At 36.7% G+C, this 13,725-nt stretch carries 14 protein-coding genes and 1 tRNA gene; 7 read left to right on the top strand and 8 right to left on the bottom strand.

The annotated features are described in order from the left end of the window. Positions 1-21 precede the first annotated feature (21 nt). Together KO524_RS07395 and KO524_RS07390 are read right to left on the bottom strand one after the other, a co-directional pair. Positions 22-792 carry an SDR family NAD(P)-dependent oxidoreductase gene (locus KO524_RS07395; RefSeq protein WP_255555193.1) on the bottom strand — a complete coding sequence of 257 codons (771 nt, stop codon included), beginning with the start codon at positions 790-792 and terminating at the stop codon, positions 22-24. Further along, entirely contained in the window at positions 792-1,421 is a 630-nt protein-coding gene (locus tag KO524_RS07390) for a hypothetical protein (protein ID WP_219292497.1), read from the bottom strand. Before KO524_RS07390 ends, KO524_RS07395 begins: the two co-directional genes overlap by 1 nt. Positions 1,422-1,525: 104 nt before the next feature. On the opposite strand from KO524_RS07390, the gene KO524_RS07385 reads away from it, so the two are divergent. After that, the gene (locus KO524_RS07385; RefSeq protein WP_219292495.1) at positions 1,526-1,837 is read left to right on the top strand and encodes a MerR family transcriptional regulator; all 312 of its coding nucleotides are present in this window, start codon (positions 1,526-1,528) and stop codon (positions 1,835-1,837) included. A gap of 18 nt (positions 1,838-1,855) precedes the next feature. Here KO524_RS07385 and KO524_RS07380 read toward each other — a convergent pair whose 3' ends face one another. Both KO524_RS07380 and KO524_RS07375 read right to left on the bottom strand, forming a co-directional pair. Next, positions 1,856-2,701, bottom strand: coding sequence for a mechanosensitive ion channel family protein (locus KO524_RS07380; protein ID WP_255555192.1), 846 nt, complete (start codon positions 2,699-2,701; stop codon positions 1,856-1,858). Positions 2,702-2,821: 120 nt separating this feature from the next. Then, positions 2,822-2,903, bottom strand: a tRNA-Leu gene (locus KO524_RS07375). Between the two features lie 119 nt (positions 2,904-3,022). Between KO524_RS07375 and KO524_RS07370 the strand changes: the two genes are divergently transcribed. Continuing rightward, complete coding sequence (locus KO524_RS07370) at positions 3,023-4,411, top strand: dipeptidase (RefSeq protein ID WP_219292493.1); 1,389 nt, start codon at positions 3,023-3,025, stop codon at positions 4,409-4,411. A gap of 99 nt (positions 4,412-4,510) precedes the next feature. Here the strand turns inward: KO524_RS07370 and KO524_RS07365 are convergent, their stop codons facing one another. Together KO524_RS07365 and KO524_RS07360 are read right to left on the bottom strand one after the other, a co-directional pair. Continuing rightward, positions 4,511-5,722, bottom strand: coding sequence for an OmpA family protein (locus KO524_RS07365; RefSeq protein WP_219292491.1), 1,212 nt, complete (start codon positions 5,720-5,722; stop codon positions 4,511-4,513). 183 nt (positions 5,723-5,905) lie between these two features. Continuing rightward, positions 5,906-7,153 (bottom strand): glycosyltransferase, encoded by a 1,248-nt coding sequence (locus KO524_RS07360; protein WP_219292489.1) that lies wholly within the window; start codon positions 7,151-7,153, stop codon positions 5,906-5,908. An 87-nt stretch (positions 7,154-7,240) separates the two neighbouring features. Between KO524_RS07360 and KO524_RS07355 the strand changes: the two genes are divergently transcribed. The 5 genes from KO524_RS07355 to KO524_RS07335 all read left to right on the top strand — a co-directional run bounded on the left by KO524_RS07355 (position 7,241) and on the right by KO524_RS07335 (position 12,545). Further along, the gene (locus KO524_RS07355; protein ID WP_219292487.1) at positions 7,241-7,822 is read left to right on the top strand and encodes a tRNA-(ms[2]io[6]A)-hydroxylase; all 582 of its coding nucleotides are present in this window, start codon (positions 7,241-7,243) and stop codon (positions 7,820-7,822) included. A gap of 335 nt (positions 7,823-8,157) precedes the next feature. After that, entirely contained in the window at positions 8,158-8,364 is a 207-nt protein-coding gene (locus tag KO524_RS07350) for a hypothetical protein (protein ID WP_219292485.1), read from the top strand. Positions 8,365-8,444: 80 nt separating this feature from the next. Next, entirely contained in the window at positions 8,445-9,308 is an 864-nt protein-coding gene (locus KO524_RS07345; RefSeq protein ID WP_219292483.1) for a GLPGLI family protein, read from the top strand. Between the two features lie 91 nt (positions 9,309-9,399). After that, positions 9,400-12,036: a hypothetical protein gene (locus tag KO524_RS07340; protein ID WP_219292481.1), complete on the top strand. Its 2,637-nt coding sequence runs from the start codon at positions 9,400-9,402 to the stop codon at positions 12,034-12,036. A 215-nt stretch (positions 12,037-12,251) separates the two neighbouring features. After that, positions 12,252-12,545 carry a hypothetical protein gene (locus tag KO524_RS07335; protein ID WP_219292479.1) on the top strand — a complete coding sequence of 98 codons (294 nt, stop codon included), beginning with the start codon at positions 12,252-12,254 and terminating at the stop codon, positions 12,543-12,545. Between the two features lie 3 nt (positions 12,546-12,548). Here KO524_RS07335 and KO524_RS07330 read toward each other — a convergent pair whose 3' ends face one another. Both KO524_RS07330 and KO524_RS07325 read right to left on the bottom strand, forming a co-directional pair. Beyond that, entirely contained in the window at positions 12,549-12,911 is a 363-nt protein-coding gene (locus tag KO524_RS07330; RefSeq protein ID WP_219292477.1) for an MmcQ/YjbR family DNA-binding protein, read from the bottom strand. 43 nt (positions 12,912-12,954) lie between these two features. Continuing rightward, complete coding sequence (locus KO524_RS07325) at positions 12,955-13,722, bottom strand: cyclase family protein (RefSeq protein ID WP_219292475.1); 768 nt, start codon at positions 13,720-13,722, stop codon at positions 12,955-12,957. Positions 13,723-13,725 lie beyond the last annotated feature (3 nt).

The following is a 13,725-nucleotide window of genomic DNA, read 5'->3' as shown; positions in this document are numbered from 1 at the left end:
ATAAAATTAGTTCCGTTTCTATCAATTCGTCGTCAATCCACCATCTACTGCCATCATAGCTCCTGTTATCCACTTAGCGCTATCGGAAGCCAAAAAAACCGCCATGCTACCAATGTCATCGGGAACTCCAATTTTACCCAACGGATAAATCGTCCCTACCATCACTTCAAAAGTCCGCTGCTCTTCAACGGTTAACTTTTCTAAATTGGTCTGAAACAAATCCGTTTGAATACTACCCGGAGCAATGCCGTTAATCCGAACACCACGCTTTCCAACTTCAAATGCCAAAGCCTTAGTAAAAGAATCCAAAGCTCCTTTAGTTAGCGAATAGGCCGTACTATCGCGACCGGGCAACATTCTATGCGAAAAATAAGACGATATATTAATCACATTTCCCCCACTCTCAATTAAGGATTTCATCAAGTTTTGCGTCAAAAAATAAGGTGCTTTTACATTTAAATCCAAGTGCATTTCCAATAAGGCTGTGTCCGTATCCAAAAAAGGCGAAAAATGCCCCATACCGGCATTATTCACCAATACATCCACTCTTGGAAAAACAGTTAAAATCTGGGCTGCCAATACCTTTATCTCGTTTACTTGAGTCAAATCAAATGCTAAACAAACCACCTCTTTACCAAAGGCAGCAAGATTTTCTCTAGCCTCTTGCAACTTTAGCTGATTGCGACCTACTATACAAACATGTGCCCCTTCTTTTACAAACGCTGTTGCAATGGCCAAACCGATTCCATCACTTCCACCCGTCACTACTGCGTATTTATTTGACAACATCATTATAACTCTTTAGCGTTATTGAGTACCCACTGATCGTGCAACCAGGCATTAGTTACGCGAACACTCATCGCGTTATTCCAAATAATATCGCGTTCAAATGTAATTACACTAGCGTCATGACCTACAATCACCCAAGCATAATCGTTATGTGATTTGCGATAGCATTTGTATTTCATTCCAACAATACGCTGCTCCTTCCCGTCTATGATAACACTTTCACCATGACTTTCAATCCATAAATTCTCCAAATTACGCGCCAAATCCGCGTCCATATTCAATAAAAATGCCGTTGCAATTTCGCGCACACGCGCTTCCGACAACAGCTCTTTATCGGCATATTTGACATCCATGCAGCTAAATCCCAAAATACGATAAGGCTTATCCACAGTAACAATAAATGAAAAATGCTCTTGTAGTAACCCGTTGTTAATGGGCTTTTCATAACGAAATAAATAGGCGTTCTTTTGATCAACTTCAACTAAAGTCACGCGACTCTGAGTGAAACCATTCGGAATGGGCACTTTACTTTTAAAATATTCCAACTGAGGATACAGCTGCTGCTCATCAAATTTTACTTCTTGTGAATTACAACTGATTACTGTCATTACTAAAAATCCAATTTGCTTCATTTTGTCAATATTTGTAATTAATACTCTTTGATTGTAAATAATCTACAATTGCAAATGACGCAAAAGATTTTTACATTTACAACAACAATTGGAAATAAATTACAATGAAAGAAAAAGATAAAGCCCTATCATTCGATTACGAATTTCTAAATAAACTTATAGTAGGAATCGGTGAAGTGGCACAAATAACCAACTTACCTACTAGACAAATTCGCTATTGGGAAGAAAAGGGTATTATAAAAAGCTTAACCGAGGAGGAAGGAAAAAACCGCAGATACGACTACGAAAACATCAAAAAAATGCTGCTAATCAAAGAATTATTGGATGAAGGTTATACTTTGGATGCAGCTGCTTTAAAAATACAAAACAGAATGAACACCATAGAGGAGACCTTGAAGAAACTAAAAAGCAAATAAGCTACAATTCCATTTGGATTACAACATCGTTTGTACAGGAACTTCTAAAGGTTGTACACGTAAAACGGGCACGGGAAGTTTGATGTTGTTTTCCTTAAATTGTTTATCAATTTCGAAGCGAATAGTACTAGCTATACGATCGTTATCAAAGGAATTATTAATAAAATAATACAGTATAAATCGAATTGAAGATTCGCCAAATTGATCTAGAAATACCAAAGGTTCAGGTTCTTTCATTACATCTTCACAGATAGCGGCGCAATTCAACAAAACCTCACGCACTTTTTCAACATCGGTACCGATATAAACCCCCACATCGATGCGCGCCCGAATAACTTCATCGTCTTGGGTCCAGTTATTTATAATATCGTCGATAAACTTTCGATTGGGAATCACGATAATCTTTCTATTACGAGTTTCAGCTATAGTTGACCTCAATTTGATCACTTTAACGCGAGCTACCTCATCATTGATGTGGATTACATCTCCAACTGTAAGTGTTTTATCCATCATGATATAAATCCCCGCAATCAAATCTTGAAATATCTTCTGAAGTGCCAAACCCAAACCTACAAAGAGTGCAGCGGAAGTCGTTAAAAACATATTGATATTTACACCGATGGAATTCAGTATAAAAAAGAACATGATAACATAAACAAAATAGTTTACAAAATTAAATGCGCTTGTTAGCCGTCCACTGTCTTCTATAGAAGAAATTTTGAGTACCGTTTTTTTTAAAAATTGAAGCCCATAACGTGTCAATACCAAAGTGAATACGACAAACAATACGGTACCAATTGTAACTGTTATTGATTTACCAGCATAAATCTCATATTCCAATAACTGAGATAAAATTTCCCCCATAGCAATTGAATTTAAAAACGATACTTATAAAATTAAGCAACTCCTTCTAAATAACAAAGTATCACACGAATTAAAAATAGTTATAAATAAAAAGACCCCTTCTTTCGAAGAGGTCTTTTGTGCGGGTGAAAGGACTCGAACCTTCACACCGTGAGGCACCAGATCCTAAGTCTGGCGTGTCTACCAATTTCACCACACCCGCGGCTTTTGTTTCAGTAAGCGGTTGCAAATATACGAACTGAAATTTAATATCCAAGAAAAAAATAATATTTTTTTATTATTAGCTTTGTGATGATTAATGACAACTTATCCATTTTAACCATGAAAGATTCTAAACAATTCGTAGAAGAAAATAAAGAACGCTTGCTTAATGAACTCATTGAGCTCTTAAAAATACCTTCCGTTAGCGCAGATAGCGCTTATTCTCAAGACGTTATAAACACAGCAGAAGCAGTAAAAGCCAATCTTGAAAAGGCTGGATGTGACTTAGTTGAAATCTGCGAAACACCAGGATATCCTATTGTTTACGGCGAAAAAATAATCGATAAAAATTTACCTACTGTTCTTGTTTATGGTCATTATGACGTACAACCGGCTGATCCAATCGAATTATGGACTTCTCCACCATTCGAACCGGTCATCAAAAAAACAGAGATTCATCCTGAAGGAGCTATCTTTGCTCGTGGAGCTTGTGACGACAAAGGACAAATGTTTATGCATGTCAAAGCTTTGGAATATATGATTCAAAACGACGCACTACCTTGTAATGTCAAATTTATGATCGAGGGCGAAGAAGAAGTTGGATCTGTGAGCTTAAGCTGGTTTGTAAAAAGAAACCAAGAAAAATTAAAAAACGACGTGATTTTAATTTCTGATACGGGAATGATCTCCAACGAGCAACCGTCCATTACCACAGGGCTAAGAGGATTGAGCTATGTAGAAGTCGAAGTAACCGGACCAAACCGCGATTTACATTCCGGACTATACGGCGGTGCTGTGGCCAACCCGATCAACGTATTAACAAAAATGATAGCGTCTTTACACGACGAAAACAACCGCATTACCATACCCGGTTTTTACGACAAAGTGGAGGAACTATCTCAGGAAGAAAGAGCAGCCATGGCCAAACGACCTTTTTCATTAGACAACTACAAAAAAGCTTTAGATATTGAAGAAGTATATGGCGAATCCGGTTACGACACTAACGAAAGAAATTCTATACGCCCGACTCTAGATGTCAATGGAATATGGGGTGGATATACTGGTGAAGGTGCCAAAACTGTTATTGCCAGCAAAGCATTTGCAAAAATATCCATGCGTTTAGTTCCCAATCAAGACTGGGAAGAGATTACTGAATTATTTAAAAAACATTTCGAAAGTATAGCTCCTAAATCCGTTAAAGTGCTTGTAAAACCACATCACGGCGGACAAGGCTATGTAACACCTACAGACTCGATCGGATACCAAGCAGCCTCTAAGGCCTATAGCGATACTTTTGGAGTAACGCCTATACCGGTTCGCTCTGGGGGTAGTATTCCCATTGTAGCCCTATTTGAAGAGGAATTAAACTCCAAGTCTATCATGATGGGGTTTGGCTTAGACAGTGATGCTATTCACTCGCCAAACGAACATTTTGGTGTCTTTAATTACCTTAAAGGAATTGAAACCATTCCTTTATTCTATAAATACTTTACAGAATTGTCTAAATAAAACAAAAGCCACCCTAGCGGGTGGCTTTTTCTTTTATTGTCTATTCGCACATGCGCGTATTCGCCTATCGACGTATCTGCGTATCAGCCTATCGGCTTACTAACGTACACTCACGGATATATGGCGATCCAAAACACGATCAGACTCTGGTGCATTTGCATCATATTTTGCAAATTTAGATCCATAACCTTCTGCTCCATCCACTTGATTTCCTCTTCCAGCTTCTTCAATACTTTTCTTTACCGCATTGGCACGCTCACCTGACAATTTTAAATTGACGGCTTCGGTACCGGTTTTATCGGTATATCCTCCAATTTTTAATTTCGCATCAGGGAAAGCCTTAAGTATGGCAACGATATTCATCAATTGCGGTTTTGATTCAGCTGTGATTACGGCAGAATTGGTTTCAAAATTTAAATTATCAAAGTCAAACCAAGTATCTTTTAACTTTTGGTCTCCCAAATTTTTATAATCCGACTTTAAGAAAACCACCAATTTATCTTCGATTCCCCCTTTATAAGCGTTAATAACAACTCCATCCGGTAAAGTTACTTTCAACAACTCCCTGCTGCTCAAATCTATGGCTCCAGTACTTACACTAGTACCATCTACTTTTTGCTCGGAATTTATATCAACCATACCCGCATCGGTATTGACCCCCGTATCTGGAACCTCACTACGTCCACGAAGGAAGAAATAAATCAGAGCGATCGCAATCAGAAGCAATATCAAATACAACCAAAGCGAACCGCCTTTTTCTTTTTTTACAGGTGTAAACTGCGCTTTTGCCTGACTAACCGGCCGAATAGGCTCTACTTGAGGCACTTTCCCTAAACCAGCTAAAGAAAATCCTGCGGGCAAAGCAGCCAAAAAAGTCCCTTTATTACTGCTCAAAAATTGGGTAATCGTTCCGATATCAAAATTGGGACTCAGGTTTTTAAAAAAACCTAATACAGCAGTAGTAGCTTGTTCTAAAACGGAATTCGTAGCCGAAGTACTCAATCCGCTATGTGCTTGAATAGACGACACCACTTCAGAATTAGCATCTCCAAATAGAGAATTAAAAACTCCTTTTACAGGGGAAGACGAAACTGATCCATCTAAGGAATCTACAAAATGATTCTTTGCCTGATTTAAAATAGTCGACAAGCCTCCTTCTCCCTTAGAAGCAAATCCCAAAAGAACCGAAGCAATAGACATGTTAAACCCCTTCTCAAGTTTAGTTGTTGATTCACCAGTTGAACTACTCAAATCTGAAATCGTTTCAGGCGAAATAAAATTTCGAACCTGATCAATGAAATTTTTATCCATAGCTATAATAAATTAATTTTCTTCATAAATTTAATGATTATTATAACATAAAAACAACATATAGTATATACAGCCTAAAATTTAACAATAAAAACACCAAAAATTAAGCTTGATTTTACATCAAATCCCTTAAAACATCGGCACTGAGAAAAGAATAATAAATTATAAATTTTAACATAATATTTATTTATTCTTCTCTTCAATCCAAAGACTCATATACTTAGTACTCTGTAAACTATGATGCGACAAAAGCTGTCCTACAAAATTAAATTGACGATTTTTTTGCAAATTAAACAAAGACTCCCTTATCCAAACTAAAAAATCTGAAGAAAACAAACAAGCGGCATACCGTTGATTAAGCAACAACACCCCTTGATTCCTTGCCTCTTCCCAAACAGCCTTTTCCGTATATAATTGCACGGCTTTATCAACAAAGTCTTGATCTGAATCTGCTATAAAACCATTCCAATCCAGATTACCGTTCATTCCTTCCACACCGATACTCGTCGTTACATTAGGGGTGCCCGTTTTTATTCCATCGATAAACTTCCCCTTGACCCCCGCACCGAATTGAATAGGAGCCAACAATACCCTAGCGGGCAACATGACCTCCAAAACATCCTGAGCACGTCCATGTACCAAAAACCCGTCCTTGGGCTGATGCAATTGCAATACTTTAGCTGTTGCATACGCTCCGTATATATGTAATTTTGCAGTCGGTAACCGTTTCCGCACTGCGGGCCAAATTCGATTTTTTAAAACTTGCACCGTGTTCCAATTGGGTTCATGGATGAAATTCCCAATAAACACAAAGTCCACACTATCCTCAAAACCCTTCCAACTCGACTGAATTTCAGCGGTAATCTCCTCTTCCATAAAAGGCAAATAACGCAGCAAACGCGAATCAATATTAAACTGCTTTTGAAGTAAATTCATTTCAAACTCCGAAATAATCAAGGAAGCATCGCAACGATAAATACTCGCAATCTCTCTCTTTGCGCGATCGCTGTAAAGCCACTCTTCGGAAAACGGAATTCCCTTTTTAAAACATTCTTGGCGGGCGTGTCTTAAAAAATGTAAATCTTCGGTATCGAGTAATCGCATCGCATTAGGGCAAACTTGAGCAACACGCCATCCGTATTGTTCTTCTATCATAAAACGATCAAAGAGCACGATATCCGGATTCCACTTTGTTAATTGCGATTCAAAACCACTGTCATTTAACACGATTTCTTCTTCGATTACACCTAAACTAATTAGATCAAAACTAAAGTCAGATTTACCGGCAGCACAAGCAAAGTGTACCTGCATTCCCTGTTTTAAAAACCAACGTATCAATTGAACCATCCGAGTTCCCGCTGCTGATGACCCGGGCTCAGGCCAAACCAATCCAATGACCAATAAACGCTTTTCGTTTAAAAAATTTTCCATCTTACAAAATAACGGAATATTTGCATGAACTGGATCAATTTTTAAAGCCGATAATAATTGCTAAATTTGCATTTAAACTATTATCAAATGTTAGGATTAAAATTATTGACCGACCCCAGATGGGCTAATATTGCCGAATCTAACTTAGAAGAGATTTTAACCGATCACGCTTGGTGCGAGCAAAAAGCTGCTACCAATGCCATTACTATCATAGCATATAATTCAGAACACGAAGACCTGGTTACTGCCCTAACCGATATCGCTATCGAAGAAATGGAGCATTTTAAAATGGTTCACGAAATCATCAAACAACGCGGTTACACCCTAGGTAGAGAACGCAAAGACGACTATGTGAACCAACTGTTTAAATTCATGAAAAAAGACGGCAGTAGAAACGATGCGTTTATCGAGCGCCTTTTGTTTGCAGCCATGATTGAAGCACGCAGTTGCGAACGTTTTAGAGTATTGTCTGAAAACATTAAAGACGAGGAATTAGCCGTTTTTTATAGAGATTTAATGATTAGCGAAGCCGGACATTACACCACATTTTTAAAATTTGCCAAAAAATATACCGAAAAAGTCGATGTAGATCAGCGTTGGAAAGAATGGCTGGACTTTGAAGGCCAATTGATTCAAAATTACGGTAAACAAGAAACCGTCCACGGTTAAACTTATTCAACCCATCAACATAAGCTAACACTCCCCCTTTGGAGTGTTTTTTTTTTTCAAAAAGCGAGAATTAGTCTTAATTCAGTTCAGAACAACCCACTCGTTTTTTTTTCCTCGCCCCCTCAACTTCATTTTTTATATAAAAAACTTATAATATTCTATTTATTTAAAAATCAAATCTTACTATTTTATCGCAATTTCGAAAAAACAATACACTGATAAACAAATAGTTAAAGTTTAAAAAGCAAAAAGATATTTTATTATTTTGGTAAATGAAATTTTATAATCCCCAAACAAAAAATCAATTTAAGTAACCTTTTAAATAGTAATTAAATATGGAAATACCATTTAAAAAACTAGTAATAGGACTCTTTCTTATCGGATTAGGAAGCGCCTTAGGCGGATTTAAATCCGCTTGCACACAATGGGATTTAATCATGGATAGTTGTGACGGCCATTTTTATTTATGTCAAGAAAACTATTATACCGATGAAGACTACTATGATGCCATTTCATATTACGACTATATACGTTGTAACTGAGGCTCTTAATTACAAAAGCAACTATTGCGCTATTAATTTTACGAGTAATTCAATAGTTGCTTTATTAATACAAAGAAATTATGACAGTAAAACAAACTATAGCTCTACTGATTTTGTTGCTACCGCTGCTAACTTTGGCGCAGCGAATCGAACCTAACGGACGCCCCTCATCTTTGGCTTTTTCAGAATTCACAACCATACCGATTGACACCGCTTACCTCAATATCACGTATCAAATGGATTTTATTCCAAACCCCATCCATAAAACAAAAAGGGAACACGGCCTAACCGTATTGCAAATTGGAAAAAACACGAGTAAGTTCTCCGATTATTACGCCTTAAAAATCGACCATCTCAAGAAGGCTCCAAAAAAGGAAAAGTATGCTAATTCAGCATACGGCAATACCGTGTTGGGCATGCGTCGAAATCGTAAATATCAAACAAATATCATTAAGAACTACCCTCAACAAAAATCCACAATTCAATTAGTACTCCGTTTTGGTGGAACCTATCAATATGAAGAAGATAACATAAAATTAAACTGGCAAATTCAAGAAGACACCAAACCAATTCTCGGTTATCAGTGTCAAAAAGCCAGCTGCACATTTAGAGGTAGAGACTACATAGCTTGGTACACCGAAGAAATCCCAATTAGTGACGGACCTCATTTATTTAACGGTCTACCCGGGCTAATATTACAGATTGAAGATTCACAACAAGCTTATATATTTACAGCGCAGGGCATCGATAAAAAGCAAGTCCCGATCTTCCTTATAGAAAATAAAAACACGATCAAAACCACTAGAGACAAGGCGCGAAAAGCAGAAAAGAACCTAGCGGATAATCCCTCTTCAGCCATAAAAGGAACTATGTATAGCGAGCCGGGAAAAGCCATCAAAACCCGTGAATCCACACTCCCTTATAATCCTATAGAACTAGAATAATTCACATCTAGAAAACATCAATTCTAAGGTACCTATAGTAACTCCTTATCACAAAACATCATTGAGCAAGCTACGGCTTTAGAAACAAAAAATGAATTACACTAAAACATTTCGATCGGGTCTAATTGTGTTTATACTCTGCTTGCAAAACATCACCTCACACGGGCAAACCAATAGCGTTAGAGGCATCGTTTACGACAAAGAAACACAACTCCCTATCGAGGGAGTAATTTGTAAAATCTACAATTCCGATAAAATCTCAATAGGATATTTACTAAGTAACCCTCAAGGAATATTTGAAGGATCCTTTAACTCATATCCAGTTTCAATGAGCTTTGCCTTAATTGGCTACCAAGAAATACAAACGAAAACTATAGGCAACAATATGGAAATTTACTTAGAGCCTAAAGCCTTTGAAATCGACGAAATCCTTATACAAACACCGCTTATTTCAAGAGATAAGGATACGTTAAACTACAGCATCACTAGATTCAAAAGCCGAGAAGACCGGCATTTAATCGATGTTTTAAACAGGTTGCCCGGAGTGGAAGTAAGCCCATCTGGAGCTATAAAATACGAAGGGAAATCAATCAATAAATTCTATATTGAAGGTCTTGATTTAATGGGACAACGCTATGGCATAGCTACAAAGAGTTTACCTATAGAAGCCATATTTTCAATTCAGATTATTGAAAACAATCAACATATTAAAACCCTAAAAGACATTGAGATTCCAGATGAAGCCGCTGTTAATATAAAACTAAATGAATCATATCAACACAGGCCTTTTGGGCAAATAGAAGGAGCATTAGGATTTGAGCCTTATCTAATCCAAACTAAATTATTTGCGTCGAAACTAGGCAAAAAACAGCAATCCTTAATTCGATTGCAAACGGATAATACAGGTATTGACATTATTAGTGACAGTGAAGAGCTTGTTGATCTATCTCATTTTTTCTTTTACTCTCCAACACCGAGAACCTATATAACAACGCCTAAAAACACGGATATACCTATGGAAAAAAAGCGGTATATTAATAACGAAACCTATACAAGTGTTTTTAATCACTTATACAAAGTCTCTGAATACGAAACCTTGCGCTATAACGGAATTTACACAAAAGACTATCAATCGCAGGAAATTGAAAATCAGTCAGCTTATTTTCTAATAGACCAACATAAGGCTTTTCAATTGAATGAAAATATTTTAAACCGTGCTCATCGTTCAAAAATTGATTTTACGACACGCTATGAAAACAACAATCCCAAGACCTATCTATCCAACGAAATCAACACCTTAATAAACTGGAGTCGATCCATTAAAACAATTTCAAACCGCTTTAACAATACCGCTCAAACAACTCAAAAATCCTATCAAGTCCAAAACAAGTTTTCTACTATTTTTGGAAGTCAAGACAATAAATACAGCATAAACTCTTTTAGTCGATGGATCAGTCAACCAGAAGTTTTTGCAAACGAACATAAAATCATGGAGCCAAATACCTCCCATTTTGCTGTACAAAACATTCGGAACACCCACTTTCTAACCAAGCTGCAATTCCATAAAAACACCGCCTTATGGGGACATACACTTTCCAACGGTCTGGAATTATTTTTTAACAACGACCAAATAAAGACTGATTTGCAAACATCCCAAAAATTTAGTTTTTTAGAGCAATACGAATTAATAAATCGCATAAAATTGCTTCGCTTTGGAGCTGCTATTAAACCCGAATTTATATATTATAAGGAAAAATGGAGGGCGACTCTAATTTTACCTTTAAGATTCGAGGCGAATATTGCCAAAAACCAACTTATCCCCCAACTCAATTCAAAAACACCCCCCTTTTTCGTAAATCCACATTTTAATACCACCTATACGCTTAATCCCTTTTTTAGACTAAGCTTAAATGCATCTAAAACAACGCATATAGGTACCGTCCAAAATCAGCTTTCAGGAATCGTAATGACCGACTACCGGAACTATTATAGGGCAACCGATTTACTAGAAAAGAGAATCGCTCAAAACTATAATTTTAGGATTGACTACCAAGATTTGATTTCAGCATTTTTTTTCAATATCTCCCTATCTTATCAACCGGTAAAAAGCAATCTAATGAATCATAATTTCAATAGTCCAGACTATCAGTTTACGACTACGCTTTTAAAGGACCTCAAATCTTCTACACGCAGCTTGGAGACCAAAGCAAACAAATATTTTAGTATCCTAAAAACTACCCTAGATGTAAACCTCAACTATAAACAACACCAAACCGACATCTTTCAGCAAGAGGTTTTATTCAATAATTACAGCAATTCTTTTAGGTCTAATTTTACAATCCACTTTAAACAATTCGAATGGTTCACATTTAATTATAACTGGGGTAGCACTATATTTTGGGAGAAAAACAAATATATCAAGACCAACCCCTTAAAGACCGTTAACCAAGACTTAAAAATATATTTTTTCCCGTCCAAAAATCTTTATTTAAATTTAAGTGCAGAACATAACTATATTGAACTTAGTGAAAATTTGATAACTAGAAATTATTTCCTCGACTTAGAATCAAAATACAAACTGGCATTTGTTGAGTTTTTCCTAAATGTACAAAACCTATTGAATCAAAAAAACTATAGTTATACAAGCTTTAGTGGCGTCAACAGTAGCACTATGATTATGCCTATACGTCCCCGAACTTTGTTATTTGGAGCTGTTTTTAGTTTTTAATAGAATGCGTTTCAAAATTGCACCCACAGACAAAAAAACCATTAACAAAAGAAAAAAACATCTTGGCACAAGGTGTTTCATCCCTACTATTAACTCTATTCGCTGTGTTTAGTGTACAAGCTCAGACCAACAACCTCAATGCGCCATCAATTGCTAAAAAACCACCGATGGATTAATTTCAAACAGTAGAAAAAACAGCCACTTACCCAGGTGGTATGTCGGAATTCAATAAATACTTTATCAATAAATTTAAAACTCCCGAAACTTTCGACGGTGGTGTAGCTAAACTTATATTTCAATTTATGGCAGAAGAAGACGGAAAGATTGACGAGGTCAAAATATTAAGAGGTTTAGATAAAAAAACCGATCTATATATTATCGACATACTCAAAAACAGCATTCCTTGGATACCAGTGGAAAATGGCGGCAAAAAAGTAAGAAGTTTATTCACCATAGCTATTACAATCAAAATCCAAGAAGAAGTTGCTGATAGTTCTATAACGAAATAAATATTAACTCATTTCGTCTCTTATTTTTTTTGGTAAACTCGCAAGTACTAAGTCATAGGAATGATCGATTAATTCTCGAATCATCTTTGAAGATAACCTACCCGTACAACTTACGGTATTCCAGTGTTTTTTATTCATGTGATAACCCGGTATGATTTCTTCATACTCTTCACGAAGCTCCATAGCCCGCTCTGGATCACACTTGAGGTTGATCATTCCTGTGCCTTTTTCCCAATCACTAAGAGCGGTTAAGGCAAATATTTTGCCTCCAACTTTAAAGACCAAAGTATTTTGATCAAAGGGGAAATGTTCGGATGCTCCTTTTTTTAAAAGGGCATATTCGTAAAATGATTGAATGCTGTCCATTATTCCTCAATATTAAGATTATAGATAAAATCAGCTCGAGCAGCTATTCGATACGATACAGTATCGGTTTACTCGGAGTAGCGTCGTTTTCAAAAGAAGCGATTTGAAGATTGAGCAAATACTTTCCATCTTTTATAAAAGACGGAACAAAAATCATTTCGGTTATAGTAGCACCTAAACGAGCGTCATCTGACAATTGATGCACATCGGTAATATTCCAAAACGCCTTATGACAAACCAATTTTCCATCATCTTTCTCCTTATCCACACTGGGTAAGTCTATCAGTAAATGTTCAATACCCGATTCTCTTAAAAAAACCACAGCTTCTTCAGTTAGATAGGGCGGATTGGTATGAGAATACTTTCGATGCTGCTTTAAATCGTCGTTGGGAAGTGTTCGAATAACCAAGGCCGTTTGTTGATTTTCGACCCATTGTTCTTTTATCTGTGTCAAACCAATCACCCGATCTTCACCCAGTAGTACCGGGGAAATCGAAATCAATTGCGCCAAAAACATAAACTGTTTTAAATGCTGGTTGACACTGTAAAAATCAAATGTAATATGTCCCAAACATTCGGTATGAGTACCGTGCGCATGGGGATTAAAAAAAATATTATTGAAATTGGTAGAAGATTGCCCTTCACTGACCTTTCCAATCCAATCTCCATCTTGCACAGGTTTGATTTCCGGCATATTTTGATACCAGGCAATCGGATTTTCTTCCGAAGCACTTAAAGGAATGGATATGTCTAATGGTTGAGAAAAGTCGACCCTGTAATTTTTATCTAAAAAGGTGATGCTTGCTTTCAATTT

The organism is Flavobacterium sp. NKUCC04_CG (assembly GCF_019345525.1).
Classification (GTDB): Bacteria; Bacteroidota; Bacteroidia; order Flavobacteriales; family Flavobacteriaceae; genus Flavobacterium.
This window is presented reverse-complemented; position numbering and strand designations above follow the sequence as displayed.

Excerpts from the sequence above, each read along its gene's own strand:
- KO524_RS07395 (WP_255555193.1), bottom strand. The coding sequence starts at position 792 with ATGATGTTGTCAAATAAATACGCAGTAGTGACGGGTGGAAGTGATGGA.
- KO524_RS07390 (WP_219292497.1), bottom strand. The coding sequence starts at position 1,421 with ATGAAGCAAATTGGATTTTTAGTAATGACAGTAATCAGTTGTAATTCA.
- KO524_RS07385 (WP_219292495.1), top strand. The coding sequence starts at position 1,526 with ATGAAAGAAAAAGATAAAGCCCTATCATTCGATTACGAATTTCTAAAT.
- KO524_RS07380 (WP_255555192.1), bottom strand. The coding sequence starts at position 2,701 with ATGGGGGAAATTTTATCTCAGTTATTGGAATATGAGATTTATGCTGGT.
- KO524_RS07370 (WP_219292493.1), top strand. The coding sequence starts at position 3,023 with ATGAAAGATTCTAAACAATTCGTAGAAGAAAATAAAGAACGCTTGCTT.
- KO524_RS07365 (WP_219292491.1), bottom strand. The coding sequence starts at position 5,722 with ATGGATAAAAATTTCATTGATCAGGTTCGAAATTTTATTTCGCCTGAA.
- KO524_RS07360 (WP_219292489.1), bottom strand. The coding sequence starts at position 7,153 with ATGGAAAATTTTTTAAACGAAAAGCGTTTATTGGTCATTGGATTGGTT.
- KO524_RS07355 (WP_219292487.1), top strand. The coding sequence starts at position 7,241 with ATGTTAGGATTAAAATTATTGACCGACCCCAGATGGGCTAATATTGCC.
- KO524_RS07350 (WP_219292485.1), top strand. The coding sequence starts at position 8,158 with ATGGAAATACCATTTAAAAAACTAGTAATAGGACTCTTTCTTATCGGA.
- KO524_RS07345 (WP_219292483.1), top strand. The coding sequence starts at position 8,445 with ATGACAGTAAAACAAACTATAGCTCTACTGATTTTGTTGCTACCGCTG.
- KO524_RS07340 (WP_219292481.1), top strand. The coding sequence starts at position 9,400 with ATGAATTACACTAAAACATTTCGATCGGGTCTAATTGTGTTTATACTC.
- KO524_RS07335 (WP_219292479.1), top strand. The coding sequence starts at position 12,252 with ATGTCGGAATTCAATAAATACTTTATCAATAAATTTAAAACTCCCGAA.
- KO524_RS07330 (WP_219292477.1), bottom strand. The coding sequence starts at position 12,911 with ATGGACAGCATTCAATCATTTTACGAATATGCCCTTTTAAAAAAAGGA.